23 protein-coding genes are annotated in these 25027 nt (G+C 73.0%); 10 read left to right on the top strand and 13 right to left on the bottom strand.

Annotated features, from left to right (window positions below; all coding sequences use genetic code 11):
* Positions 1–76: 76 nt before the first annotated feature.
* Positions 77–907, top strand: coding sequence for a polysaccharide deacetylase family protein (locus ACIP9D_RS13285; RefSeq protein WP_350875298.1), 831 nt, complete (start codon positions 77–79; stop codon positions 905–907).
* A 10-nt stretch (positions 908–917) separates the two neighbouring features.
* On the opposite strand, the gene ACIP9D_RS13280 is transcribed toward ACIP9D_RS13285, so the two are convergent.
* Genes ACIP9D_RS13280 through ACIP9D_RS13265 form a run of 4 tightly spaced genes read right to left on the bottom strand, consistent with a single transcriptional unit; the run spans position 918 to position 5073 of the window.
* Positions 918–1595 carry a response regulator transcription factor gene (locus tag ACIP9D_RS13280; protein ID WP_350875296.1) on the bottom strand — a complete coding sequence of 226 codons (678 nt, stop codon included), beginning with the start codon at positions 1593–1595 and terminating at the stop codon, positions 918–920.
* Positions 1592–3151, bottom strand: a complete 1560-nt coding sequence (locus tag ACIP9D_RS13275; RefSeq protein ID WP_350875294.1) for a histidine kinase — start codon at positions 3149–3151, stop codon at positions 1592–1594. Before ACIP9D_RS13275 ends, ACIP9D_RS13280 begins: the two co-directional genes overlap by 4 nt.
* Before the next feature lie 54 nt (positions 3152–3205).
* Positions 3206–3940 (bottom strand): dethiobiotin synthase, encoded by a 735-nt coding sequence (gene bioD, locus ACIP9D_RS13270; RefSeq protein WP_350875292.1) that lies wholly within the window; start codon positions 3938–3940, stop codon positions 3206–3208.
* Entirely contained in the window at positions 3937–5073 is a 1137-nt protein-coding gene (locus ACIP9D_RS13265; protein WP_350875290.1) for an 8-amino-7-oxononanoate synthase, read from the bottom strand. Before ACIP9D_RS13265 ends, bioD begins: the two co-directional genes overlap by 4 nt.
* A gap of 259 nt (positions 5074–5332) precedes the next feature.
* Between ACIP9D_RS13265 and bioB the strand changes: the two genes are divergently transcribed.
* The 6 genes from bioB (at position 5333) to ACIP9D_RS13235 (ending at position 11036) form a co-directional block, all read left to right on the top strand.
* The gene (gene bioB / locus ACIP9D_RS13260; protein ID WP_350875288.1) at positions 5333–6328 is read left to right on the top strand and encodes a biotin synthase BioB; all 996 of its coding nucleotides are present in this window, start codon (positions 5333–5335) and stop codon (positions 6326–6328) included.
* An 11-nt stretch (positions 6329–6339) separates the two neighbouring features.
* Positions 6340–6561 (top strand): hypothetical protein, encoded by a 222-nt coding sequence (locus ACIP9D_RS13255; RefSeq protein WP_350875286.1) that lies wholly within the window; start codon positions 6340–6342, stop codon positions 6559–6561.
* 5 nt (positions 6562–6566) lie between these two features.
* The gene (locus ACIP9D_RS13250; RefSeq protein ID WP_350875284.1) at positions 6567–7079 is read left to right on the top strand and encodes a GNAT family protein; all 513 of its coding nucleotides are present in this window, start codon (positions 6567–6569) and stop codon (positions 7077–7079) included.
* Positions 7080–7172: 93 nt separating this feature from the next.
* On the top strand, positions 7173–8132 hold the full coding sequence (locus ACIP9D_RS13245; protein WP_350875282.1) for a hypothetical protein: 960 nt from the start codon (positions 7173–7175) through the stop codon (positions 8130–8132).
* A gap of 249 nt (positions 8133–8381) precedes the next feature.
* Positions 8382–9134: an LPXTG cell wall anchor domain-containing protein gene (locus tag ACIP9D_RS13240; RefSeq protein ID WP_350875280.1), complete on the top strand. Its 753-nt coding sequence runs from the start codon at positions 8382–8384 to the stop codon at positions 9132–9134.
* Positions 9135–9470: 336 nt separating this feature from the next.
* Complete coding sequence (locus ACIP9D_RS13235; protein ID WP_350875278.1) at positions 9471–11036, top strand: aldehyde dehydrogenase family protein; 1566 nt, start codon at positions 9471–9473, stop codon at positions 11034–11036.
* A 45-nt stretch (positions 11037–11081) separates the two neighbouring features.
* Here the strand turns inward: ACIP9D_RS13235 and ACIP9D_RS13230 are convergent, their stop codons facing one another.
* The 3 genes from ACIP9D_RS13230 to ACIP9D_RS13220 all read right to left on the bottom strand — a co-directional run bounded on the left by ACIP9D_RS13230 (position 11082) and on the right by ACIP9D_RS13220 (position 14831).
* Positions 11082–12131: a GNAT family N-acetyltransferase gene (locus tag ACIP9D_RS13230; RefSeq protein WP_350875276.1), complete on the bottom strand. Its 1050-nt coding sequence runs from the start codon at positions 12129–12131 to the stop codon at positions 11082–11084.
* 111 nt (positions 12132–12242) lie between these two features.
* Positions 12243–12944, bottom strand: coding sequence for an amino acid-binding protein (locus tag ACIP9D_RS13225; protein WP_350875274.1), 702 nt, complete (start codon positions 12942–12944; stop codon positions 12243–12245).
* 162 nt (positions 12945–13106) lie between these two features.
* A complete protein-coding gene (locus tag ACIP9D_RS13220) occupies positions 13107–14831 on the bottom strand; it encodes an alpha-keto acid decarboxylase family protein (protein ID WP_400449914.1) in 1725 nt (574 codons plus the stop codon).
* A 202-nt stretch (positions 14832–15033) separates the two neighbouring features.
* On the opposite strand from ACIP9D_RS13220, the gene ACIP9D_RS13215 reads away from it, so the two are divergent.
* Together ACIP9D_RS13215 and ACIP9D_RS13210 are read left to right on the top strand one after the other, a co-directional pair.
* Positions 15034–16113, top strand: a complete 1080-nt coding sequence (locus tag ACIP9D_RS13215; protein ID WP_350875270.1) for a phosphotransferase family protein — start codon at positions 15034–15036, stop codon at positions 16111–16113.
* Positions 16113–17336: an acyl-CoA dehydrogenase family protein gene (locus ACIP9D_RS13210; protein WP_350875267.1), complete on the top strand. Its 1224-nt coding sequence runs from the start codon at positions 16113–16115 to the stop codon at positions 17334–17336. Before ACIP9D_RS13215 ends, ACIP9D_RS13210 begins: the two co-directional genes overlap by 1 nt.
* 14 nt (positions 17337–17350) lie before the next feature.
* Here the strand turns inward: ACIP9D_RS13210 and ACIP9D_RS13205 are convergent, their stop codons facing one another.
* From ACIP9D_RS13205 to ACIP9D_RS13180, 6 genes are all read right to left on the bottom strand, one after another.
* Complete coding sequence (locus ACIP9D_RS13205; RefSeq protein ID WP_350875265.1) at positions 17351–18397, bottom strand: LacI family DNA-binding transcriptional regulator; 1047 nt, start codon at positions 18395–18397, stop codon at positions 17351–17353.
* Positions 18398–18483: 86 nt separating this feature from the next.
* On the bottom strand, positions 18484–19929 hold the full coding sequence (locus ACIP9D_RS13200; RefSeq protein ID WP_350875263.1) for a GH1 family beta-glucosidase: 1446 nt from the start codon (positions 19927–19929) through the stop codon (positions 18484–18486).
* A complete protein-coding gene (locus ACIP9D_RS13195; RefSeq protein ID WP_350875453.1) occupies positions 19926–20726 on the bottom strand; it encodes a carbohydrate ABC transporter permease in 801 nt (266 codons plus the stop codon). The genes ACIP9D_RS13200 and ACIP9D_RS13195 overlap by 4 nt, the downstream gene beginning before the upstream one ends.
* A 104-nt stretch (positions 20727–20830) precedes the next feature.
* Entirely contained in the window at positions 20831–21814 is a 984-nt protein-coding gene (locus ACIP9D_RS13190) for a sugar ABC transporter permease (protein WP_350875262.1), read from the bottom strand.
* Between the two features lie 117 nt (positions 21815–21931).
* The gene (locus ACIP9D_RS13185) at positions 21932–23242 is read right to left on the bottom strand and encodes an extracellular solute-binding protein (RefSeq protein ID WP_350875260.1); all 1311 of its coding nucleotides are present in this window, start codon (positions 23240–23242) and stop codon (positions 21932–21934) included.
* A 289-nt stretch (positions 23243–23531) separates the two neighbouring features.
* Positions 23532–24077 carry a plasmid pRiA4b ORF-3 family protein gene (locus ACIP9D_RS13180; RefSeq protein WP_350875258.1) on the bottom strand — a complete coding sequence of 182 codons (546 nt, stop codon included), beginning with the start codon at positions 24075–24077 and terminating at the stop codon, positions 23532–23534.
* A 148-nt stretch (positions 24078–24225) separates the two neighbouring features.
* Here ACIP9D_RS13180 and ACIP9D_RS13175 point away from each other — a divergent pair, with 148 nt between their 5' ends.
* A complete protein-coding gene (locus tag ACIP9D_RS13175; RefSeq protein WP_350875256.1) occupies positions 24226–24972 on the top strand; it encodes a pyrimidine reductase family protein in 747 nt (248 codons plus the stop codon).
* Positions 24973–25027 lie beyond the last annotated feature (55 nt).

Below are 25027 nucleotides of genomic sequence, written 5' to 3'. Positions count from 1 at the left end.
GTCCGGCTGACAGATCTTCACCTTCGCCCGATAGGTTGCCGGCGTGCCATCCGCCCCCGCTCGTCGCCTCCTTGCCGTGCTCCCGCTCCTGGCTCTGCTCGCCGTGACCGGCTGCGCGGCCCGCCCCACGTACACCGCTCGGCATTTCACCGCGGACCAGCGCGGCCCGACCGCCTCGCCCCAGCCCTCGGCGGGGCGGGCGGGGCCGCAGTCGCCCTCGCCGTCGGCCAGCGTGCCGCCCGCGTACAAGAGTCTGGCCTGGTACCTGGCCCAGGTGCCGGACTTCCCCGAGGCCCCGCCCCCGCAGCGGGTGCCGCTGCCCGCGAGCGGCGCGGCCCCGTTCTGGCACCGGGTGCCGACCGAGCAGAAGGTCGCCTTCATCACCATCGACGACGGTGGGCTGGCCCGGCCGCCCGCCGCGATCGACTTCATCCGGGAGGCGCGTATCCCGGTCACCATGTTCCTGAACTCCCCGGCCGCCGCGGCGCACACCGACTACTTCAAGCAGATCGAGGCCGCGGGCGGGGTGGTCGAGAACCACACGATCACCCACACGTCGCTGTCGGGCCGGTCGTACGCCTTCCAGAAGCACGAGATCTGCGGGGCGGCGGAGAAGCTGGAGGAGCTGTTCGGCAAGCGGCCGACGTTGTTCCGCCCGCCGTTCGGCAACCGCGACGCGAGCACGCTGCGGGCCGCGCACGACTGCGGCATGAAGGCCGTCTTCCACTGGAGCGAGACCGTCGACAAGGGCAAGGTGCGCTATCAGACCCCGACGAAGGTGGTGCAGCCCGGCGACGTGCTGCTGATGCACTTCCGGCCGGCGCTGATGGACGACCTCCTCGGAGCGCTCAAGGCGATCTACCGCTCCGGGCTCACCCCGGCGCTGCTGGAGGACTACGTGAACTGACCGGGTGCGGTCACTGCTCGACCAGCCCGGCCTCGTACGCGACGATCGCCGCCTGCACCCTGTTACGCACCTCCAGCCGGGTGAAGATGCTGGTCAGATAGGCCTTCACGGTCCCCTCGACCAGGTACAGCCGGCGCGCGATCTCGGCGTTGGAGAGCCCGGCTCCGACCAGCGCCAGCACCTCCCGCTCCCGGTCGGTCAGGCCGGCCGTCCGCTCCCGGGCCGCCGGTCGCCGAGCCAGCCGTCCGCCGCCCAGCTCGATCACCCGGCGGGCCACCCGCGGCGACAGGTACGCCCCGCCGTCGGCGACCGCGTGCACCCCGGCGATCAGCTCGCGCGGGTCGCCGGACTTGAGCAGGAAGCCGCTCGCCCCGTGCCCGAGCGCCCGGGCGACGAAGTCGTCCTCGCCGAAGGTGGTGAGCATGACGGTGGCGGTCTGCGGCACCAGGCGGCGGATCTCCGCGGCCGCGCTCAACCCGTCCAACCTCGGCATCCGGATGTCCAACAGGGCGACCTGGGGTCGGTGCGCCCGGACCAGTTCCACCGCCGCGCGGCCGTCGCCCGCCTCCGCGACCACCTCGATCCCCGGGTCCGTGGCGAGGATCGCCCGGACACCGGCCCGGATCATCGCCTCGTCGTCGGCCAGGACGACCCGGACCGGGACGGCCTCGGCGCTGTCGGTGCTCACTGGTCGATCCGCTCCTTGCTGATCAGCCGGCCGTCGGCGAAGCAGAGCCGCCAGGTCGGCTGGGCCAGGGGGAAGTTCCCGTCGGTGTAGTACTCGCAGCCGGCCCGGTCGGCTCCGGTCGGCCGGTCGAGCTGGCGGCGGGGCAGCCCCGGCAGGTCGGCCCGGGGCGCGCCGAGTGGCATCCCGTCGAAGGTCGCCCGGTCGAGCACCGTGCCGGCGGTCGCCATCGGGTAGTAGATCAGCGACAGGGCGAGCGCGAGGCCCGCCGGCGCGCCGAACGCCACCAGCAGACTGCGCCGGACCCGCCGGCGGGCCTCGCGCAGCTCCGGTCCCGGCGAATCGGCGAGCACCGGTGAGTCCACCCGCCCGTCCGCCGGACCGGTCGCGGGCCTCGGCGTCGGGCCGGTCACCGGCAGCCAGGCCCGCACGGCGAAGCCACCGTCGGGAGACGGACCGGCCGCCACGGTCCCGCCGGCGAGGCGTACCCGCTCGCCGAGCGCCACCAGCCCGCTGCCGTGCGACGGCCCGACGGGCGGCGGCCCGGCCGGTGGCGGGGCGTTGACGACCGCGACCTCGACCCGGTCACCGGCGCGGGAGAGGCGCACCTCGACCGGCGCGCCCGGGGCGTACCGGGCCGCGTTGGTCAGCGCCTCGCGTACCACCCGGTGCGCGGCGTGCCCGGTCAGCGCCGGCAGCCGCGGCGAGTCGAGGGCGTCGTCGAGGCGTACCACCATGCCCGCCTCGCGGGCGCCGTCGACCAGGTCGGCGACCGTCTCGTCGGACGGCCGGGTGGAGCTGGCGCCGCCCTCCTCGCGGAGCAGACCGATGATCTCGTGCAGCCGCTCGGTGGCGGTGGCGACGCTGGCCCGCAACTCCCCCGCCGCGCCCCGGTGCCGCGGGTCGAGGTCGGCGGCGACCTCCAGGGCGGCGGCCCGCAACGCGATCAGGCTGAGTTCGTGGCCCAGCGAGTCGTGCATCTCCTGCGCGATCCGGGCCCGCTCCCGCAGCCGGATCCGCTCGGCGGTGCCGCGCTGTTCGCGAACCAGCGCGTCGGCGTGCCGGCGACCCGCCTCGGCCAGCTCGTGCTGCTGCCGCCGGTAGCGGCCGACCAGCCATGGGAACACCCCGGCGAAGAGCAGCACCGAGGCGAGCAGGAACCAGGTCGCCGCTCCGGAGCCGAGCAGGCCGAGGTTGAGCGCCGTACCGCCGGCCGCGATCAGGGCGAAGACCACCGCGGCCGGGCCGGCGCCGGCGCTGCGCCGCCCGGTCAGGTAGCTGAAGACCGGAATGGCGAACACGAAGTTGCCGTCCACCAGTGAGCCCAGCACCACCAGCACCAGGGCGGCCAGCGGACGCCGCCGGCTCACCGCCACCGCCACGGTGAGCAGCAGCAGCCCGCCGACCAGCAGCCACAGCGATCGCCACGAGTGGGGCGGGGTGATCCGGGCGTATCCGACGGGGGCGGCGAGCACCACCCAGAGCAGCACGTCCCGCGCCACGCGCGGCCGGTCGGCCGTCGCGCGCCGGGCCTCGCGCACCCACCGCCAGCTGGTCACGGCGGCCAGGCTACCCACGGTCGGGCGGGGCGGACACCGACGAAAGTCAGGTGTTCAGCCGATCTCCTCGGCCCAGGCGCGCCAGTCGTCCAGCACGCCGTGCAGCGCCGGGGTGAGCCAGCCCGGCGCGGAGCGCCGGAACACTCCCGGGTCCATCGCGCCGGCGCCGGACGGCAGGGCGCCGAGCAGGTTCGGCAACAGGTCGCTGAGGTTGGTCCAGTGCACCAGCTCCGGAGCGTTCGGCCAGGCGCCGATGACCACCCCGGCGGGCACCGCGCGGCGGTCCAGCGCCTCCATGGTCAGCGCGGTGTGGTTGAGCGTGCCCAGCCCGGCCCGGGCCACCACCACCGCCGGCGCACCGAGCGAGACGGCCAGGTCGGCCACCGTCCACGGCTCACCGGACGGACGCAGCCCCATCGGCACGAGCAGACCGCCGGCCCCCTCCACCAGCACCAGATCGTGCTTCTCCGCCTCCTCACGGACGGCGTCGACCGCGGTGTACAGCTCCAGCGGCTCCAGCTCGGCCACCCGGGCCGCGGTGAGCGGGGCGAGCGGGTCCGGGTAGCTGGCCAGGGTGCGGCCGGTGAGCGGGGCGGCCAGCCGCTGCACCGAGTCCACGTCGCCGGGCTCACCCGTCGCCGTACCGGTCTGGCCGGGTTTGACCACGGCCACCCGCAGCCCGGCGGCCTGCGCGGCCGCGGTGATCGCCGCGGTCACCACCGTCTTGCCCACCTCGGTGTCGGTGCCGGTCACCACGACCGTCCCCCGCCACGGCACACCCGCGCTCATGGCGCACACTCCAGAATCACGTCCAGGGCCCGGTCGAAGTCGGCCCGGGGCACCCCGGCGTTGATGGTCAGCCGCAGGCGCGAACGGGTGTCCGGGGTGGACGGCGGCCGGAAGCAACCGACCGCCACGCCCCGGTCCCGGCAGTGCGCGGCCCACGCCGTCGCCGCCTCCGGGCCGGGCGCGGTCACCGAGACCACCCCGGCGTCGGGCGTGGAGACGGTCAGACCACCGTCGCGCAGCCGCCGTACCGCGAGCGCGGCCCGCTCGGCCAGTTCGGCGCGGAGCGGGTCGCCCGCGCGGGCCAGGGCGACCGCAGCGTGCACGCCGGCGGCGACCGCGGGCGGCAGCGCGGTGTCGAAGATGAACGTCCGCCCGGTCTCGACCAGGTGCCGGACGTACTCGGCCGGACCGGTGACCACGCCGCCCGCGCCGCCGAGCGCCTTGGACAGGGTGGCGGTCACCACCACGTCCGGCTGGCCGGCCAGCCCCGCCGCGGCCACCGCCCCCGCGCCGGCCGGGCCGGTGACGCCGAGCGCGTGGGCGTCGTCGACGAGCAGCAGGGCGCCGTAGCGGCGGGCGACCGCGTGCAGCCGGGCCAGCGGGGCGAGGTCGCCGTCGACGGAGAAGACCGACTCGGTGACCACCACGGCCGGCCGGCCCGGTGCCACCGCGAGGGCGGCGGCCACCGCGGTCACGTCGGCGTGCGGGGTGACCACCGTCTCGGCGCCGGAGATCCGGCAGCCGTCGATCAGCGAGGCGTGGTTGTGCGCGTCGGAGACGAGCAGCGTACGGGGCTGCACCAGGGCGCGCAGCGCGCCGAGGTTGGCCAGGTAACCGGAGGAGAAGACCAGCGCCCGGTCGGCGCCGAGCCAGTCGGCGAGCGCGTCCTCCAGCGCGTGGTGGGCGTCGGTGGAGCCGCGCACCAGACGTGAGCCGGTCGCACCCAGCCCGTACGCCGAGAGCGCCCGCGCGGCCGCGGCGACGACCTCCGGGTGGGTGGCCAGGCCGAGGTAGTCGTTGCCGGCGAGATCGGTGATCGCCTCCCCGGCCGGACGCGGGTGCAGCCGCCGGGTCAGCCCGGCCTTCGCCCGCAGCTCGGCGCGGCGGTCGAGCGCCGCCAGCCAGTCCGCCACCGTCACCCTCCCCAACGCCCGCGCCGGTCGAGCCGACCGTCCCGCCGGGCGAAATTACCACCCGCCACCAGCGGGCCGGCGCATCCACTCGGTACGTGTGGTTGACCTCAACCAAACTTCAGCCTGCCCACCGCCCGGCTACGGCGCCGCCGACCCGACCGGCCCCGGCGGGCGCGGACCGGGCTCGCCGCCTCGACGGCCGGGGCGCCGGCGGGCGCGCTCGTGTCCGCTGCCCAGCCGGCCTTGTAGGGTACGAGCCATGCCAGAGATCCTCGACCAGGCCCGCACCCAGGTCCTGGGTGACGGCGTCGGCCTCGATGAGGCCGGCGTCCTCGCCGTGCTGAACCTGCCCGACGAGCACCTGCCCGCCGCCCTCCAACTCGCCCACGAGGTGCGGATGCGCTGGTGCGGCCCGGAGGTCGAGGTCGAGGGGATCGTGTCGCTGAAGACCGGCGGCTGCCCGGAGGACTGCCACTTCTGCTCGCAGTCCGGGCTCTTCACCTCGCCGGTGCGCTCCGTCTGGCTGGACATCCCCTCGCTGGTCGAGGCGGCGAAGCAGACCGCGGCGACCGGGGCGACCGAGTTCTGCATCGTCGCGGCCGTGCGCGGCCCGGACGCCCGGCTGATGAAGCAGATGCGCGAGGGCGTGGCCGCGATCAAGGCCGAGGTCGACATCCAGGTCGCCGCCTCGCTCGGCATGCTCAGCAAGGAGCAGGTCGACGAGCTGGTCGACATGGGCGTGCACCGCTACAACCACAACCTGGAGACCTGCCGCTCCTACTTCCCGAACGTGGTCACCACGCACAGCTGGGAGGAGCGGTGGGAGACGCTGCGGATGGTCCGCGACTCCGGCATGGAGGTCTGCTGCGGCGGCATCCTGGGCCTGGGCGAGACCGTCGAGCAGCGGGCCGAGTTCGCCGCGCAGCTCGCCGAACTGGACCCGCACGAGGTGCCGCTGAACTTCCTCAACCCGCGCCCCGGCACTCCGCTCGGTGACCAGCCGGTGGTCGAGGGCAAGGACGCGCTGCGGGCCATCGCCGCGTTCCGGCTGGCCATGCCGCGCACCATCCTCCGGTACGCCGGCGGCCGGGAGATCACCCTCGGTGACCTGGGCACCCGCGACGGCCTGCTCGGCGGCATCAACGCGGTGATCGTCGGCAACTACCTCACCACGCTCGGCCGGCCGGCCACCGAGGACCTGGCCATGCTGGACGAGTTGAAGATGCCGGTCAAGGCGCTCTCCGCGACGCTGTGAGGAGTTCGACGGTGACGGACGCTGCGGGGTTGGCGGTGACGAACGGCACGGCGCCGACCTGGTGCGACCGCTGCGGCGAAGCGGCCGGGGTCGGCGCGCACGGCGCGTGCGCACGGGCCCGGGCGCTGGAGCCGCCGCGGTTCTGCGCGCACTGCCGTCGCCGGATGAAGGTGCAGGTGCTGCCGGTCGGCTGGTCGGCGGTCTGCGTCGAGCACGGCGAGATCCGGGGCTGAGCCGGATGCCGGAGCTGCGGGGCCGCGCGGTGACACTGCGGCCGGCCACCGCGGCCGACGTGCCGGCCCTCTCGGCGATCCGGGCCACCCCGACGGTCCGCCGCTGGTGGCGCGGCGACGACGACCTGGCCGCCGCGGTGCGCGCCGACCTCACCGACGAGTCGCTGACGGTCTACACCATCGGATACGACGGGCAGGTGGTCGGCGCCATCCAGTGGTACGCCGAGGACGACCCGGACTACCGGCACGCCAGCCTGGACGTCTTCCTCGACCCGGCGGTGCAGGGCCGCGGCCTCGGCCCGGACGCGATCCGCACCCTGGTCCGGCACCTGATCGAGGCGTACGGCCACCACCGGTTCACCATCGACCCGGCGGCGGCGAACACCCCGGCGATCCGCAGCTACGCCAAGGTCGGCTTCCGCCCGGTCGGGGTGCTGCGCCGCTATGAGCGCGGTGCGGACGGACGCTGGCACGACGGCCTGCTGATGGACCTGCTCGCCGACGAACTCGTGGACTGAATCCCTGGATCTTGGACAGTTGCCGTTAGCGGCGAACGGTAACTGTCCAAGATCTGCTCGCCGCACGCCCGGCACGGCGCCCAGACTCGGCCGGTGTTGCCGAGGATCCCCGCCGACGACGCGGGCGCGCTGGACTGGCTGGCGTTCGAGCAGGCCGGCGTCCTGACCACGGCCCAGGCGACCCGGCTGCTGACCGACGGCGCGGTACGCGGAATGGTCCGGTCCGGACGATGGCGCTCGATCTGCCGGGGAATCCTGCTGGCCGGTAACGGCCGACTGACCCGGGACCAGCAGCTGTGGGTGGCGGTGCTGGCCGCCGGCCCGGACGCCGTGCTGGGCGGGCCCACCGCCGCCGCCGAGGCGGGTGTTCGCGGACTGCGACCGGAGCCGGTGCACGTCCTCGTGCCGGCGGCCCGACGTGCCGGGCGTACGGTGCTGCGCCGGTTGCCGATCGACATGGCGGCGGTCGTCGTGCACCGCACCTCGGTGCTTCCCGACGCGCACCGGCAGATCGCCCGGCCGCCCCGCACCACCACCGCCCGAGCCCTGGTGGACGCGGCCGGCTGGGCGGCCGACGACCGGGCGGCGCAGGTGTTGCTCGCGGCCGGCTGTCAACAGCGTCGGGTGCTGCCCGAAGAACTCGACGAGGTGCTGGACACGCTGCCCCGGGCGCCCCGACGGGCCCTGATCCGGCAGACCGTCGCCGACATCGCAGGCGGCGCCCAGGCCCTGTCCGAGATCGACTTCGTGCGGCTCTGCCGCGGACACCGACTTCCCCGGCCGGACCTGCAGGCGCACCGGGTCGACGCGGCCGGCCGGACCCGCTGGCTCGACGCGTACTGGCGGGAGTGGCGGTTGCAGGTGGAGATCGACGGGGCGCACCACATGGACGTACGACAGTGGGCGGCCGACATGCGACGGCAGAACGACGTGTGGACGTCGGGCGACCGGATCCTGCGCTTCCCGGCCGGGCTGGTCCGCGCCCGCCCGGACGAGGTCGCCGCCGCCGTCCGCGCCGCGCTGATCGCCGCCGGCTGGCAGCCCGAGCACTAGATCTTGGACAGTTACCGTTCGCGGCGGACGGTAACTGTCCAAGATCTCGACTCGTCGGCTCGGAGCCGGCGCAGCGTCTGACGGCTCGTACGCGTTACACCGACACACCCAGGATCGGCGGAAAGTTCGGCCCTATCTTGCCGTCGGGTCCGCGCGTTGTCCCAGGTCAGACCGATCGTCCGATGTCGCCTGTCGATCCCGCTCATGGGATCATGTGCCGTCCCCTCTACCGATCTCGGAGGATTCCTCATGCCTCAACGTCGGCATGTGGCGCGCGCCGCCCTCACCGCGGCCGCCGCCACTGCCTGCCTCGCCGTCGCCGCGCCGGGGTGGGCCAACGCCGCGGCCCTGTCCCAGGCGCCGGGCGGTCACAATCCCCCGGGCGACAACGGCACGGTGAAGATCGACGGCGCTCCGTTCAGCGACAAGGTCGACAACCAGCCGCACGTGACGTGCGACTTCGAACTGGAGTTCTTCAACTTCGACGCCAACCAGGCCGCCGACATCACCCTGACCGCCCAGCCGCCGTCCGGGAAGGACATCGTGGTCTGGTCGGTCCGCAACCGCGTCATCAGCACGGACGCCGCCGGCGGCGCGGAGAACGACCACGACGAGGTGATCCGCCTCTCCGCCACCGACCTGGCGCTCGGCGGCCTCACCGCCCACCCCAAGCAGGGTTACCACCTCAAGCTCGACGTGGACCTGGTGGACGGCAGGTCCTCCGACGCGAAGCACAAGGTGTTCTGGCTCCAGCCGTGCGAGACGCCGGACGGCCCGCCCCCGACCACGCCCGGAACGCCGCCGCCCACCACGCCCGGAGGCGGCGGCGGTGGCGGCAACGACGGTGGTGGCGGCATCGGCGGCGGGGGTGGCGGCGGCAGCCTGCCGATCACCGGAGTGGCGGCGACCAGCATCGCGCTGACCGGTCTCGCCCTCATCGGCGGCGGCTTCGCGCTGACCTGGCTGCGCCGCCGGCGCGACCGGATCACCTTCACCAGCTGAGCCGACCATCGGGGTTCCGGCCGTCGGACATCGGTCCGGCGGCCGGTTGCCGCTCTCGGGCCGGGTTGATCCGCCGCGACCGGTGATCCGTACTGACGGGTAACTGGCCGACGACGCCCGGGGAAAGCTCACATCATCGACGGGTATAGATAGGCTCGCCGCGTTCCGCCCAGGTCAGCACGGAACGAGCTGGGCCGGGAGCCGCACCGGCGGCAGCGCGACGTGTCCCGCCGTACGAACGTACGGTTGCTGGGCCGTCACGCGACGCGGGACAGTACCCGACACCAGCGGTGCCATCGACGCCGCCGCTCCCCGGTCAACCCTGAGGAGGACGCGATGGCCCTACGACTCGCCGAAGGCACCGCCTGGTCCGACACCCTCGCCCGCGCGGTGGCCGCCACCCCGGAGGCGTTCGGCGCCCCCGTCGACGGCGTCAGCACCCTGCACAATCTCATCGAGGGCGAGTGGCGGGCGGTCGGCGTACCGACGCCGGTCCGCACCCCGGTGGACAACACCGTCCTGATCAACCTGGCCCGGATCGACGCCGGCACCGCCCGCGCCGCGGTCGCGCAGGCGACCGCCGTGCACCGCGACTGGGCCGACACCCCGCTCGCCGAGCGCAAGGCCCGCGTCACCGACGCCCTGGACGCGCTCACCGACCACCGTGACCTGCTCGCCCTGCTGCTGGTCTGGGAGATCGGCAAGCCGTGGCGGCTCGCCTGCGCGGACGTGGACCGGGCGCTGGACGGCGTCCGCTGGTACGTCGGCGAGATCGACCGGATGCTCGCCGACGGACGCGAGCCGCTGCCCGGTCCGGTCAGCAACATCGCCTCGTGGAACTACCCGATGAGCGTCCTGGTGCACGCCGAGCTGGTGCAGCTGCTGGCCGGCAACGCGGTCATCGCCAAGACCCCGTCGCAGGGCGGCGCCGTCTGCCTGAGCGTCGCGCATGCGCTGATGCGCCGGGCCGGGCTGCCCGCGACGCTGGTCTCCGGCGGCGGCGAGGAGCTCTCCGAGGTGCTGGTCCGGGCACCGGAGATCGGCGCGGTGGCCTTCGTCGGCGGCCGGTCCAACGGCGGCAAGGTGGCCGCCGCGCTGCTCGACTCCGACAAGCGGCACTTCATCGAGCAGGAAGGGCTCAACGCCTGGGGGATCTGGAACTTCTCCCAGTGGGACCTGCTCGCCGGGCACCTGAAGAAGGGCTTCGAGTACGGCAAGCAGCGCTGCACCGCGTACCCCCGGTTCGTGGTCCAGCGCGACCTGGTCGACGAGTTCCTCGACATGTACCTGCCGGTCGTGCGCTCGGTCCGGTTCGGACACCCCCTCGCGGTCGGCGACGACTGGTCGGCCGGCGACCCGCTGCCCGAGCTGGACTTCGGGCCGCTGATCAGCGCCGCCAAGGCCGACGAACTGCGCCGCAAGGTGGACGAGGCGGTCCGCGGTGGCGCGGTGCCGCTGCACCGGGGCAAGCTCACCGGCGCACCGTTCCTGGACGGGCAGGACACCTCGGCGTACGTGGCGCCGTCGGTGCTGCTCGCACCGCCCGGGCGGTCCCGGCTGATGCACGCCGAGCCGTTCGGCCCGGTCGACACGATCGTCGTGGTGGACACCACCGACGAGCTGCTGGCCGCGATGAACGCCTCCAACGGCGCGCTGGTGGCCAGCCTCGCCTGCGACGACACCGACGAGGCCGCGAAGCTGGCGGTGGACCTCCAGGCGTTCAAGGTGGGGATCAACAAGCCCCGCTCCCGGGGCGACCGCGACGAGCCCTTCGGCGGCCGGGGCGCCTCCTGGAAGGGCGCGTTCGTCGGCGGCGACCTGCTGGTGCACGCCGTCACCCAGGGCGGCGCCGGACGCCTCTACGGCAACTTCCCCGACTACAGCAGCTACCCCACCACCTGACACCGACGGGCCCGGCCCGGGGCGCGCGCCCCGGGCCGAGGTGGGTCAACGGCGGACGGGGGCCGGCGCGGCCAGCGCAACGGTGAGGGTGACCACCGAGCCGTCCCGGTCGGTCGCGGTGGGCCGGTCCAGCCGGCGTACGGTCCGCAGCATCGGCCCGTTCTCCGCCTGCACGTGCAGCACCAGCGCGGCGTACCCGGACCGGTCGGCGTGCCGGACCAGCCGGCGCAACAGCGCCGAGCCGAGCCCGCGCCGCTGCCAGTCGTCACGCACCAGCAGCGCCGCCTCGGCCTCGTCCCCCTCGCCGAGCAGGTTGGCCATGGCGACCACCGACTCCGCCGCCCGGTCGGAGCCGGTGGTCGTGGCGAGCAGGGTCAACCCACGGGACGGCTCCAGCAGCCGGCGCAGCCGGGCCGGCGCGGGCACCGCGGCGCCGCCCAGGTAACGGCGCTGCCGGCTGCGCGCCGAGCAGCCGTCGTGCAGGTCGAGCACGCCCGGCAGGTCGTCGGCGACCGCCGGCCGTACGGCCAGTTCGGCGCCGTCGGGCAGGACCAGGGTGACCTGCTCGGCGGCCCGGCGCACCACGCTCGCCGCCAGCTCAACCAGCGCCTGGGCGCGGGCGTACTCGGCGGGGGTGAACTCCGGCGCCGCCCGGCGCAGGGTGAACGTGCCGCCGCCCGGGTCGGCCAGCCGCATCGTGGTGTCGGTGATCCCGGCGCTGAGGGCCGCCTCGTCCGGCCGCCACGTGACCGTGTCCGCGCCGAGCAGCGCGCGCAGCACCTCACCCGTCGCGTCCGGGTCGCGGACCAGCCGGTTGGCCAGGCCGAGCACCCGGGTGGGCTGGTCGGCCAGCCCGCGCGCCTCGCTGCGCGCCACCCAGCAGTCCCGCCCCCGGCCACGCTCGACCGCGGCCACCAGCTCGGCCTCGCCGAGCGCGTCCGGCGCGTCGACGAGGAAGTCGTCGACCGCGCCCCGCTCGGTGGTGTGCACCTGCACGGCGAGGATGTTGACCCCGCGCAGGGCCAGGCTCGCCGTGAGCACCGACAGATAGCCCGGTCGGTCGTCCACGGTCGCTCGGATCCGCCACAACGTCATGGTTGGCTCCCTTCCCCGCTACCACCATGGCCGCCGGCTGTTGCCGGCCGATTGCTCCGGGGTGACGGCTGCCGACCGGTGGTACAGCTCACGCCGCGGGCGCGAACCGGCTCAGGAGCCGGCGGTCACCGACGGCGTGCCCACCAGGTCGAGCCGGTCGCCGAGGATCACCGCGCTGGCCCGCACCAGCTGGGCCAGCCGGTCGACCTCGGTGGAGTGGAACGCGGCGGCGGTGAGCGGGTCGGTGTGCTCGCGGGCCACCACCAGGACCAGGCCGGCCCGCCCGAACGGCGCGACCGCGTAGTGGGTGCCGTCGGGCGCCGTCATCGACCGGGCGCGCAGCGGCGTCACCTCCGGCAGCGGTGGCGGTACGGGGGCCCGCCAGCTGGCGTGCCCGACGGTCGCGTCCCCGCCACCGGCCCGGGACGCCCAGTCCACCGGGACCATCGCGGCGACCGCCCAGTCGGCGGCGAGCAGTCCGGGCACCGCGTCGACCAGGGTGGCCAGCCCGTCGGCCGGGTTCGCCGCGACCTGGGCCAGCAGCTCGGCGTCCTGGCCGGTGGTGGTGGGCGCGCCGATCGCCCGCCACACCCCGTCCACCCGGACGCCCGGGATCGCCCCGAGGCCGGCCAGCATCCGCTCCACCCGGGCGGCGCCCGGCCAGACCACGGTGAAGTCGTCGACCGCCCGCCCGCCGAGCCGTTCCAGCACCACCACCTGGACGATGTCCGCACCGGAGACGCCCAGGGTGCGGGCCACCTGACCGAGCGTGCCGGGACGGTCCGGCAGGGTGACCCGAAGACGCAGCAGCATGGTTGTCCCTCCGCTCGGCGGGCCGGCGACAGCCGGCAGGCTGGTCACAGCCTGGCCGTTGACCATTTCGTCCCTGTTGCAGGGGCATGTCCCGAGCGGAAATTGCCGGCCGGTGACCGGCGAAGGGCTGGTTTCGGCAGGTGGGGACCCGGACGCCGACGCTCAGGGCAGCCCGCCCAGGGGCAGGATCGGTGTGGAGGCGAGCTGTGCGTGGTAGTCGGCCGCGGAGGTCTCCCGACCCCACTGGGGCATCCCGGCGGGCAGGTCCAGTGGGTCGGTTTCCACCTCGATGAGGGTCAACTGGGCCGGGGGTCCGTCGATGCCGGCCAGGACAGCGGCGAGCTCGCCTTCGGTACGGGCGACGTGTGCGGTGAAGCTCCTGTCCCGTGCGAACACCGCGGGCAGTTCCGTGTACCGCCAGTTGTCGATGTCGTTGTAAGGCTGGTGCCGTCCGTCGATTGCCCGTTCGACGGTGTAGCCGCCGTTGTTGACCACGATGATGATCGGACGTTGGTTCGTGGCGAGCATCCGGCTGATCTCCTGCACGGTCAGTTGAAGTGATCCGTCGCCGGTGACCAGCACCGTCCGCCGATCCGGTGCCGCCACCGCGGCACCGAAGGCTGCCGGGGTGGCGTAGCCGATCGAGCCCCAGATGGGCGGCTCCACAACGGTGACCCCGGCGGGCAGGCGCATCGTCGCTGCGCCGAAGGACGGGGTGCCGGTTTCCGGGACGAATATGTCCCCCCGGCGCAGCATGCTCTGGATCGCCGGCCAGAGCCGTGCCTGCCGGATCGGTTCGTTGCTCGACGGGTCGAGCACGGGCGGGTCACCCGCCAGCAGCGGCGCGCGTGACCACCCAGCCGTACGGTTCGGGGCGATCTCGTGCAGGCACCGCAGCGCCGCCGGCAACGCGACCGGGGCGAAGCGGGTGCCGGCGACGACGGCGGCGTCCCGGTGCAGGCTGATGACCCGGTCCACCTTCAGGTCGGCGGTGAACAGGCCGTCCCAGTCGAAGAACGTGGTGCCCACGCAGACCAGTGCGTCCGCGCCCTCCACGACCTCACGGACCTCATCGACGCTGTCACCGCCGTTGTAAATGCCCACGTAGTGGGGGCCGGACTCGTCGAGCAGTCCCCGTCCCAGCGACTGCGCGGCGACCGGCCAGTTCCGTTCGGCGGCCATGGCGGTGACGGCACGGCTGAGGTCGAAGCGGATCGGCAGGTTTCCCACCAGCATGGCCGGCCGCTCGGCACCGGCGAGCAGCCGCCGGGCGGCCGCGGCGAAGGCGTCGAGCTGCCCGGGCGCCACGACCGGCTCGGGGCGGGTGAACCGTTGCCCCGGCCGGGCGACCTCGGCGTGGGCCACGTCGCCGGGTATCCGGATGTAGACCGGACGCTGCTGCGACCAGCACTCGGTGAGCACCCGGTCGACCTCCTCCAGAGCGTTCTGGGGGGTCAGCGAGGTCTGGGCGACCGTCACCTCGCGTGCCACCCGTACCCAGTGCTCGAAATCGCCGTCGGCGAGCGAGTGGTGCATGGAGGTACGCTGCCGCATGATCTCCGCGGTCGGGCCGCCGACGATCGAGACGATGGGTACCGACTCAGCCATGGCGCCGGCCAGTGCGTTGACCGCCGACAGCTCACCGGGACCGAACGTCGTGAGGATCGCGGCCACGCCGGCGAGGCGGGCACATCCGTCGGCGCTGAAGCCGGCGTTGAGCTCGTTGCAACTGCCGACCCACTCGATCCCCTCGAACGCCTCGATCTGATCGAGGAAATCCATGTTGTAGTCCCCTGGCAAACCGAAGACATGGCGCACCCCGAGGTCGTGGAGCCGGCTCAGCAACAGCTCGCCGACCGCCGTCGTGTCCCTGCTCGCCTTCACCACGATTGACCCCCGTCGCTCCGGAGACCGCCTCCACGGCCCGCCATCAAAGACGATATCCAGACAATTGTCGGAATAATGTGGACTGTCCGCCATGTCGGCTCAACCGGCGGCGGCGCTGCGTCCGAGGGGCCGAAGCCCTCCCGACGAGGCGTCAGGTGAGCCCGACCTTGACAACGTGAACGGGCTGCCATCAACTAGTCGGATGACTGACCCGGCCGTCGCCGCGTCGCGGCCGGAGGCCGTCCCCGCCTCACCCGCGGGTCTGGCCCTGGACCGGCTCGCCGGCTATCTGGCCCAGCACCGACCCGAGCTGGCCGGCGGGCCGCTGGGCGCCCACCTGATCGCGGGTGGCAAGTCCAATCTCACCTACCTGCTGCGCGCCGCCGACCGGGAGGTGGTGCTGCGCCGCCCGCCGCTCGGGCACGTGCTGGCCACCGCGCACGACATGGGCCGGGAGTTCCGGGTGATCTCCGCGCTGGCGCCGACCGAGGTGCCGGTGCCCGGCGCGCTGCTGCTCTGCACCGACCCGGACGTGATCGGCGCCCCGTTCTACCTGATGGAACGGATGCCCGGGGAGGTCTTCCGCACCCGGGCACAGACCGACCCGCTGGGCGACGAGCGTCGCCGGGCCCTCGCCATGGCGATGATGGACACCCTCGCCGCGCTGCACACCGTCGACCCGGCCGCGGTCGGGTTGAGCGACTTCGGCCGCCCCGAGGGCTACCTGGCCCGGCAGGTACGCCGCTGGGCCGGGCAGCTCGACCGCTCCCGCAGTCGGCCGCTGCCCGGCATCGACGAGCTGCGCGACCGGCTCGCGGCGACCGTGCCCGAGGGCGCCAACGCGGGCCGGATCGTGCACGGCGACTACCGGCTCGACAACCTCCTCGCCACCGTCGACCCGGTGGCGGTCCGCGCGGTGCTCGACTGGGAGATGGCCACCCTCGGCGACCCGTTGGCCGACCTGGGCCTGCTGCTGACCTACTGGGACGTGCTCGGCGGCAGCGAGTCGGCCGCCGGCAACCCGGTCGCCGACGGGCTCGGCCCGCGAGCCGGCTTCCCCACCGGCGCCGAGCTGATCGAGCGCTACGCCGGCCGCAGCGACGTCGACGTCGGCCCGCTGCACTGGCACATCGCGCTCGGCTGCTTCAAGCTCGCGGTGATCTGCGAGGGGATCCACTACCGACACACGCTCGGGCAGACGCTCGGCGAGGGATTCGACCGGATCGGCGAGATGGTGGCACCGCTGGTCGCGTACGGGCTGACCGCCGCCGGGGAGCGCTGATGGACTTCGCGTACGACAGCCGCACCGAGGAGCTGCGGGCCGAGCTGGCCGCCTTCCTCACCGAGCACGTCTACCCGGCCGAGCCGGTGCACGCCGAGCAGGTTGCCGCGGCCGGTGACCCGTGGGCGCGGTCGCCGGTGCTCGCCGAGCTGAAGGTCGAGGCGCGCAAGCGCGGACTGTGGAACCTCTTCCTCCCCGACCGGCGCTTCGGTGCCGGGCTGACCAACCTCCAGTACGCCCCGCTCGCCGAGCTGACCGGACGCAGCCCGCACCTGGCGCCCGAGGCGCTCAACTGCGCCGCGCCGGACACCGGCAACATGGAGCTGCTCGCCGAGTTCGGCTCCGCGCAGCAGCGGGAGCGCTGGCTGCTGCCCCTGCTTGAGGGGGAGATCCGCTCGGCGTTCTGCATGACCGAGCCGGACGTCGCCTCCTCGGACGCCACCAACATCGCCACCCGGATCACCCGCGACGGCGACCACTACGTGATCAACGGGCGGAAGTGGTGGTCGTCCGGGGCGATGGACCCGCGCTGCGAGATCTTCATCGTGATGGGCAAGACCGACCCGGACGCCGAGCGGCACCGCCAGCAGAGCATGGTGCTGGTTCCCCGGGACACCCCGGGCGTCACGGTGCGGCGGGGCATGACGGTCTTCGGCTACTCAGACGCGTCGCACGGCGGGCACGCCGAGATCGACTTCACCGACGTACGGGTGCCGGTGGAGAACCTGGTCGGCGCCGAGGGCGGCGGCTTCGCCATCGCCCAGGCCCGGCTCGGCCCGGGCCGGATCCACCACTGCATGCGACTAATCGGAATGGCTGAGCGGGCATTGGAGCTGCTCTGCAAGCGGGCGCTCGAGCGGATCGCGTTCGGCCGGCCCCTCGCCGAGCAGGGTGTGGTCCGGGAGTGGATCGCCGAGTCCCGGGTTCGCATCGAGCAGGCCCGGCTGCTGGTGCTCAAGACCGCCTGGTTGATGGACACCGTCGGCAACAAGGGCGCGCACACCGAGATCCAGGCCATCAAGATCGCCACGCCGGCGATGGCCGAGTGGGTGATCGACAAGGCCATCCAGGGGTACGGCGGCGCCGGGGTCAGTCAGGACACCCCGCTCGCCGCCCTCTGGGCGCAGACCCGCACTCTCCGCCTGGCCGACGGCCCCGACGAGGTCCACCGCGCCTCCCTGGCCCGCCGCGAACTCCGCCGCTGGTCCCCCACCCCCGCCTGACCCGGAGGCGGGGGTCAGGCGCTGGCGCGTTCGATCAGTTGGGTGTCGAGCAGGATGTGCGGGGCGGGGAGTTCGTCGCCGCGGATCCGGGCGACCAGCAGCCGGGCCATCTGCCGGCCCATCTCCTCCACCGGCTGGAAGACGGTGGTCAGCGGCGGGTCGGCCTGCCGGGCGATCGGCGCGTCGTCGAAGCCGACCACCGCGACGTCCTCCGGCACCCGTCGACCGGCCTCGCGCAGCGTGCGCAGCGCGCCGAAGGCCATCAGGTCGGAGGCGACGAAGACCGCGTCCAGCTCCGGACAGACCTCCAGCAGCCGGCGCATGCAGGCCGCGCCGCTCTCCTCGCTGAAGTCGCCGTACGTGATGAGGTCCGGGTTGACGGTGCCCACGGCGGCCCGGACGGCCTCGGTATAGCCGGTCAGGCGGGCCAGGCCGGCGCCCATGTCCTGTGGGCCGGCGATGGTGGCGATCCGCCGCCGGCCGCGGCCGGCCAGGTGTTCCACCGCGTGCCGGGCGCCGCCGACGTTGTCGACGTCGACGAACCAGGCCGGCTGCGCCTCGGGTTGCAGCATCCGCGCCGGCCGGCCGCCGAGCACCGTGGGCAGGCCCCGCTCCTCGAGCAGGGTGGGCAGCGGGTCGGAGTCGTGCAGGGAGAGCAGCAGTACGCCGTCGACGTGCTGGTTGGTCAGGTGGTGCTCGACCCGCTCCCGCTCCACCGGCGACTGGGCCATCGCCAGCCAGAGCTGCATCGGCGTCTCCAGCAGGGCGGAGCTGATGCCGCGCACGATCGCCGCGAAGAACGGCTCGGTGAAGATCCGTTCGCCGGACTCCGAGACGACCAGCGCGACGGAGTCGGTCCGCTGGGTGACCAGCGCCCGGGCCGCCCGGTTCGGCACGTACCCCAGCTCGGCGATGGCCTGCTGCACCGCGGCCCGGGCCTCCGGACTCACCTGCGGGGAGCCGTTGACCACGCGGGAGACCGTTCCGCGCCCCACACCGGCACGGGCAGCGACCGCGTCGAGGGTCGGGCGCCCGAGCGACCGGGTGCGCTGCGTTGTCATCGTCTGCTCCTCCGACGTCGGGTCGTCCCGACGCCCACCCGCGCGGGGGCGGACGTCGGGGCCGCCCGTTGGTGGCTGGCCCTCGCCTATTGTGCGGCCAGACCGTTGCGTCGGATCACCTCGGCGTACCACCTGGCGCTGGACTTGGGGATGCGGTTCTGGCTGTCGTAGTCGACGTAGATCATGCCGAACCGCTTGGTGTAACCCCAGGCCCACTCGAAATTATCCATCAATGACCAGGCGAAGTAGCCGCCCAGGGGCACGCCGGCGCCGATCGCGGCGTGCGCGGCACGCAGATGGGCGTCGAAGTACGCCAGACGGTCGATGTCGTCGACCCGCCCGTCCACCACCTCGTCGACGAAGGCCGAGCCGTTCTCGGTCACGTAGAGCGGCAGGTCGGTGTACTCCTCGTGCACCCGGCGCAGGGTCTCCACCAGGCCGGGGGCGTCGATCTCCCAGTTCATGTCGGTGACCGGCACGCCCCGGTGGACGAACCGGACGTCCTCGCTCCCCGGCCAGCAGGACGCCGCCGGCACGTCCTGCTCGGCCGGCGAGGCCGGCACGTCCTGGGCGGCCGGCGCGGCCACCACGTGCCGGCTGTAGTAGTTGATGCCGAGCAGGTCGAGCGGGCTGGCGATGGTGGCCAGGTCACCGTCGCGCACGTGGCCGAAGTCGGTCACCCCGCGCAGGTCGGCCAGCAGGTCCGCCGGGTACGTCCCGCGCAGCAGCGGGTCGAGGAAGAACCGGTTCGCCAGCGCGTCGATCCGCCGCGCCGCGTCCCGGTCGGCGGGCGCGTCGCTGGCCGGCGTGACCGGGTAGAGGTTGACCGTCACACCGACCTCGGCCTGTGGCCTGGCCGCGCGCAGCGCCTGCACGGCCAGGCCGTGCCCGAGCATCAGATGGTGCCCGGCCCGGACCGCCTCGGCGCCGTTGGTACGGCCCGGCGCGTGCACCCCGGAGCCGTAGCCGAGGAACGCCGAGCACCACGGCTCGTTGAGGGTGGTCCAGTGCCGCACGCGGTCGCCGAGGGCCTCCGCGACCAGCGCGGTGTAGTCGGCGAAGCGGGCGGCGGTGTCCCGGGCCGGCCATCCCCCGGCCTCCTCCAGCGGCTGGGGCAGGTCCCAGTGGTAGAGGGTCAGCCACGGCTCGATCCCGCGCCCCAGCAGTTCGTCGACGAGCCGGCGGTAGAAGTCGAGCCCGGCCGGGTTGGCGGGGCCGGCGCCGCCGGGTTGCACCCGGGACCAGGAGACCGAGAACCGGTACGCGTTGAGGCCCAGCTCGGCCATCAACCCGACGTCCTCGCCGAGCCGGTGGTAGTGGTCGCAGGCCACGTCGCCGGTGTGCCCACCGACCACCCGGCCCGCGGTGTGGCTGAAGGTGTCCCAGATGGACGGCGTGCGTCCGCCCTCGGCGGCCGCCCCCTCGATCTGGTACGCCGCGGTCGCCGCGCCCCACCGGAAGCCGGGCGGGAACCTCAGCGCCGGCCCGTGGTCGAGAACGTCGACGGCGGGCGGGCTGGCGGGGTTGCTCACGACTTGACGGCACCTTCCATGATCCCGCCGATGATCTGGCGGCCGAACAGGACGAACACGATCAGCAACGGCAGGGTCGCGAGGGCCGTGCCGGCGAAGAGCGCGGTGTAGTCGGTCTGGTAGAGACCGGACGAGAGGATCTTGAGGGAGTACTGCACCGTCGGGGTGTCCGGGGTCAGCACGATGAACGGCCAGAGGAACTCGTTCCAGGTCTGCATGAAGGTCAGCAGTCCCAGGATCGCCGCGGCCGGACGCAGCGCGGGCAGCACCACGTTCCAGTAGATCCGCCAGGTCGAACAACCGTCGAGGCGGGCCGCCTCGATCAGCTCGTCGCTGATCGCGGACATCGCGTACTGGCGCATCATGAACACGCCGAAGCCCTGGACCAGGAACGGCACGATGACGGCCTGCAGGGTGCCGGTCCACTCCAGCTCGACCATCATCAGATAGAGCGGGATGATCCCGAGCTGGGTCGGCACCATCATGGTCAGCACGATCACCAGGAGCAGACCGTTGCGGCCGCGGAAGCGGAGCTTGGCGAACGCGAAGCCGGCCAGGCTGGAGAAGAAGATCACCGAGATGGTGACGATGCTCGACACCACGGCCGAGTTGACCAGGCCGTAGAGGAACGCGGCGTCCTCGTTGGCGAGCATCCGCTCGATGTTCTCGAAGAGCATTCCGCCCGGGGTGGGCGGCATCTCGTAGACGGCGCTGTTGTCCCGCGAGGCGATGATGAACGACCAGACGATCGGGAAGATCGACAGTACGCAACCGATGATCAGCGCGAAGTAGGTCAGCGGGCTGGCCTGCCAGAGCCGGCCGCCCGGCGTACCGCGCCGCCGACGACGCGTCCGGTTCTCCGGTGGCGGCGCGACAGAGCGAGGGAGGGCCTGGGTGGTGGTCACTTCTTCTCCCCCTTCACCGAGCGCCGGACCAGCGCGAAGTTGATCAGCGCGAAGATGACGATCATCAGGAAGAGCAGCCAGGACATCGCCGCGCCGTAGCCGTACTCGGCGTTGCCGGTGAAGGTCTGCTCGTAGATGTACATGGCCAACGTCTGGAACTCGTGCTCCGCGCCGCCGCGTACCATCCCGTGGCCGTACATGAGCGGCTCGGTGAAGATCTGGAAGCCACCGATCGTGGAGATGATGACCGTGAAGACGATGGTCGGGCGGATCAGCGGCACGGTGATCTGCCAGAACTGCCGCCACGCCGAGGCGCCGTCCAACGAGGCCGACTCGTAGAGGTCCTTCGGGATGGCCTGCATGGCGCCGAGATAGATAAGGGCGTTGTAGCCGGTCCAGCGCCAGTCGACCATGAAGGCGATCGCCAGCCAGGAGGCGTAGCGGTTGTCGCGCCAGGCCACAGGGTCGACGCCGACGCTGCCGAGCAGCCAGTTCACCAGGCCGTACCGGTCGGCGAAGATCAGCGCGAAGATGATGCCGACCGCCGCGACCGAGGTGATGTTCGGGACGACGATGCCCATCCGCAGCAGCGTGCGGCCGCGCATCTGACGGTTCATCAGGTTGGCGAGCAGGAGCGCCACGATGAGCTGCGGCACCGTGCTCAGCAGGAAGATGCCGACGGTGTTGTACGCGGCGTTCCAGAACTGCGCGTCCACGAGCAGCTCGCGGTAGTTTTCCAGCCCGGCGTACTCGCGGGTGCCACTGAGCAGCTCGTAGTCGAAGAGCGAGACGTAGACCGTGTAGAGCAGCGGGAAGAGGCCGAAGATCCCGAACAGGACGAAGAACGGCGCGACGTAGAGGTAGGGCGAGTACTTGAGGTCCCAGCGGCCGAGCCGGTACGAGGAGCGGCGGGGCTCTGGTCGCTGGCGGGGTGGCGTGGCGGTCCGCCGTGGCGGCGCCTCGCCGACAGTGGAGCTCATGGCAGGTCCTTCCGGGAAAAGGGGAGCGGCCTCGGCGGCGCCCACACCCTGCCGGGACCGAGCGCCGCCGCCGGCTCACGGCACGTCGTGTCCGTGAGCCGGCGGGTCACCGGCGGATCAGGCGACGGCCTTCTTGGCCTCGTTCATCGCCTTGGTCCACGCGGCGTCCGAGCTGGTCTGGCCGCGCTCGGCCGCCTGCATCTGCGGCTCGACGATGGTCTCCCAGACCTGCTGGTGCTTGGCGCCGAGGAAGACCGGCTTCATGTTCTTGACGCTGTCACCGAAGATCTGACCGATCGGGGCGCCACTGAAGTACTCGCTCGTCTTGTCCTTGAAGGCGGGGTCCTCGATGCCCGGGATGCTGGAGGGCATCGCGCCGGCCTCGTTGAACGCCGCCAGGTGGCCCTCCTTGCTGGTCAGGTACTTGGCCAGCAGGTACGCCTCCTTCGGGTGCTTGGTCTGCGCCGGGACGGCGAGGTAGGAGCCGCCCCAGTTGCCGCCGCCGCCCGGGATCTTGGCGATGTCCCACTTGCCGGCGTTGGTCGGGCCGGAACGCTGGGCGATGATGCCCTCGGTCATCCAGGCCGGGCAGGGGATCGTGGCGAAGGCGTTGTTCTTGAACGCGGCGTCCCAGTCGGCGCTCCAGCGCTGCGCCTTGGCGGTCAGCCCGTCGGCGGCCATCTGCAGACCCAGGTCCCACGCCCTGCGGACGACCGGGTTGGTGTCACCGATGAACTTGTTCTCCTTGTCGAAGAAGAACGTCTCGGAGTTCTGCATGACGTACGGCTGCATCAGGCTGGTGGCGCTGTCCAGCCACGCCGCCTTGACCTTGCCGCTGTTCTTGAACTGACGGCCCAGCGCGACGTAGTCGTCCCAGGTGCCGATCTTCTGGGAGACCGCGTCCCGCTCGGTGGGCAGGCCCGCCTGCTGGAACAGGTCCTTGCGGTAGCACATGGCGAGGCCGCCGACGTCGGTGCCGAGCCCGATCAGCTTCTTGCCGTCCGGCGTCATGGCGTTGTTCCACTTCCACTCCGGGAAGTTGGACTTCACCTCGCTGGCACCGAGGTCGAGCAGGTTGGTGAACTTGTCGTGGTTCTGCACGTACTGGAGCAGCACGCCCTCTTCCAGACCGACCACGTCACCGGCGCCGCTGCCCGCCGCGAGCCACTGCACCAGCTTCGGCTGGAAGTCCCGCAGCTCGCCCATCTTCTGGTGCTCGACCTTGATGTTCGGGTTGGCCGCCTCGAAGTCCTTGATGGCCTTGTCGTACCCGAAGTTGGAGAAGGTCTGGAGGACGAGCTTGACCTGCCCGTTCTCACCGCCTGCCTCGTCGTCGTTCTTCTTGCTGCACGCGGTGCTGCCGAGGGCCACGCCCACGGCGATCGCGGCGACCGCGGCAGTGCGGAGCCGGCGCCTGATGACGCTCATCCCTGACCCCTCTCAGGTGGGTGATTCGTGTGGTGGTTCCGGTGCCTGGCGATGCGGGCTCTCCGGTCGCTGAACCGTCGTGGCGGCTACCTGCCCGCCCCCGAAGTCGCGCACCGGGCAGTGCTGACGCCCACGCATCGGGAGCGCTCCCATGAGATTGCGGGCGCGTGTCGGGAGTGTCAATAGACGCTTGGGAGCGTTCCCAATTTGTTACCGGCACCCGCCGCGCGCGGTGAGCGGCCGAGGGCACGCGGGAACGGCCGCCACCGGGACGGCCATGCTCGACGGATCAGCAGAAGCGGCGCAGCAGGGTGCCGGCACGCCCGGCGTCGAACGCGCCCGGGTCGAAGTGGCCACCCGTCCAGTCGCGCATCGCCCAGTGCTCCGGGTGCTCCGGGTCGGCCAACGCGACCAGCAGCGCCTGGTAGCCGGAGGGTCCGCCGACGTCCTCCGGCGGGCCGGCCCGCTCACCGTCCAGACAGGTCGGATAGCGCTCGTCCGGGTCGGCGGTGACCGCGTCCTCGACCACCAGGTCGTGCTCCCACCAGTCACCGAAGTCGTAGGTGTACTGGAACCGGCTGCCCTTGCCGAGCACCGCGTCGAGCCGGACGTCGAGCTCGTCGTGCAGCGCCAGCTCGCCGTCCGGGTCGGGCTCGCCGTACTGGAGCCCGTCGATCTCGAACGAGTGCAGATGGCAGTCGCGCCAACCCATCGCGTGCTGGATGACCCGGTGCAGCCGGTCGAGGGTGTAGCCGGCCGGAACCAGCACCCGGCGCCACACCGGCGGACGGACCCCGGCCAGGGAGATCCTCAGCTGGAAGATCTGACGCGGCATGCTGTCTCATCCCCCCTCGCTAAGCTGCGAGCATGATCTGCGGAGCGTGCCGGGCGAGGCGGCACGGCGACTGTCGGGGTCGGAACTGGTGCGACTGCCAGCACCGTACCCCCCGACCGACCCCTCCGGTCACCGGTCCGGCCAGCGAATGAGCGTCGGAATCCCGATCGACCGGATCTGGCCGGCGGGCGCCTCGGAGCCGCTCGACGACGCCGCGCTGACCACCCTCTACGGCCGGGCCGACCGGCCGCACCTTCGGGTGAACTTCGTGTCGAGCCTCGACGGCGCGGTGGCCCTGGACGGCTACTCCGCCGGGCTCTCCGGCGAGCCGGACAAGCGGGTCTTCGGCCTGCTGCGGATGCTCTGCGACGCGCTGGTGGTGGCCGCTGGCACGCTGCGCCACGAGGGTTACCGCGCGCTGCGGCTGGACGAGCGGCGCCGGGCCTGGCGCCGCGAGCACGACCTGCCCGACTACCCCACGCTGGTGGTGGTCTCCGGCGGGCTCGACCTCGACCCGACCCAGCCCGTCTTCGCCGACGCGCCGGTGCGGCCGGTGGTTCTCACCCGCGCCGACGCCGTACCTCCGCCCGGGCTCGCCGAGGTGGCCGAACTGGTGCGCTGCGGCACCGACCGGGTGGACCTCGCCGCCGGCCTCGCCGAGCTGCGCCGGCGCGGCCTCGACCAGTTGCTCTGCGAGGGCGGGCCGCAGCTTTTCGGCGCCCTCACCGGAGCCGACCTGGTGGACGAACTGTGCCTCACCGTCGCGCCGCTGCTCGCCGGCCCCGGCCCGGGCCGGATCACCGCGGGCGAGGCATCCCCGCCGCGCAGCCTCGCGCTGCGGCACGTCCTGGCCGCCGGCGACGGGGTGCTGATGCTGCGCTACGCCCGGGACTGACGGCGCGTCGGTCGCCATACCCGGATCGGCACGCACGGTGCCGGCCTCGTGACGC

Source organism: Micromonospora sp. NPDC093243 (genome assembly GCF_044753725.1).
Taxonomy (GTDB): domain Bacteria; phylum Actinomycetota; class Actinomycetes; order Mycobacteriales; family Micromonosporaceae; genus Micromonospora.
This window is presented reverse-complemented; position numbering and strand designations above follow the sequence as displayed.

Excerpts from the sequence above, each read along its gene's own strand:
- bioD (WP_350875292.1), bottom strand. The coding sequence starts at position 3,940 with ATGAGCGCGGGTGTGCCGTGGCGGGGGACGGTCGTGGTGACCGGCACC.
- bioB (WP_350875288.1), top strand. The coding sequence starts at position 5,333 with ATGCCAGAGATCCTCGACCAGGCCCGCACCCAGGTCCTGGGTGACGGC.
- ACIP9D_RS13250 (WP_350875284.1), top strand. The coding sequence starts at position 6,567 with ATGCCGGAGCTGCGGGGCCGCGCGGTGACACTGCGGCCGGCCACCGCG.
- ACIP9D_RS13240 (WP_350875280.1), top strand. The coding sequence starts at position 8,382 with ATGCCTCAACGTCGGCATGTGGCGCGCGCCGCCCTCACCGCGGCCGCC.
- ACIP9D_RS13235 (WP_350875278.1), top strand. The coding sequence starts at position 9,471 with ATGGCCCTACGACTCGCCGAAGGCACCGCCTGGTCCGACACCCTCGCC.
- ACIP9D_RS13230 (WP_350875276.1), bottom strand. The coding sequence starts at position 12,131 with ATGACGTTGTGGCGGATCCGAGCGACCGTGGACGACCGACCGGGCTAT.
- ACIP9D_RS13225 (WP_350875274.1), bottom strand. The coding sequence starts at position 12,944 with ATGCTGCTGCGTCTTCGGGTCACCCTGCCGGACCGTCCCGGCACGCTC.
- ACIP9D_RS13215 (WP_350875270.1), top strand. The coding sequence starts at position 15,034 with ATGACTGACCCGGCCGTCGCCGCGTCGCGGCCGGAGGCCGTCCCCGCC.
- ACIP9D_RS13210 (WP_350875267.1), top strand. The coding sequence starts at position 16,113 with ATGGACTTCGCGTACGACAGCCGCACCGAGGAGCTGCGGGCCGAGCTG.
- ACIP9D_RS13205 (WP_350875265.1), bottom strand. The coding sequence starts at position 18,397 with ATGACAACGCAGCGCACCCGGTCGCTCGGGCGCCCGACCCTCGACGCG.
- ACIP9D_RS13190 (WP_350875262.1), bottom strand. The coding sequence starts at position 21,814 with ATGAGCTCCACTGTCGGCGAGGCGCCGCCACGGCGGACCGCCACGCCA.
- ACIP9D_RS13185 (WP_350875260.1), bottom strand. The coding sequence starts at position 23,242 with ATGAGCGTCATCAGGCGCCGGCTCCGCACTGCCGCGGTCGCCGCGATC.
- ACIP9D_RS13180 (WP_350875258.1), bottom strand. The coding sequence starts at position 24,077 with ATGCCGCGTCAGATCTTCCAGCTGAGGATCTCCCTGGCCGGGGTCCGT.
- ACIP9D_RS13175 (WP_350875256.1), top strand. The coding sequence starts at position 24,226 with ATGAGCGTCGGAATCCCGATCGACCGGATCTGGCCGGCGGGCGCCTCG.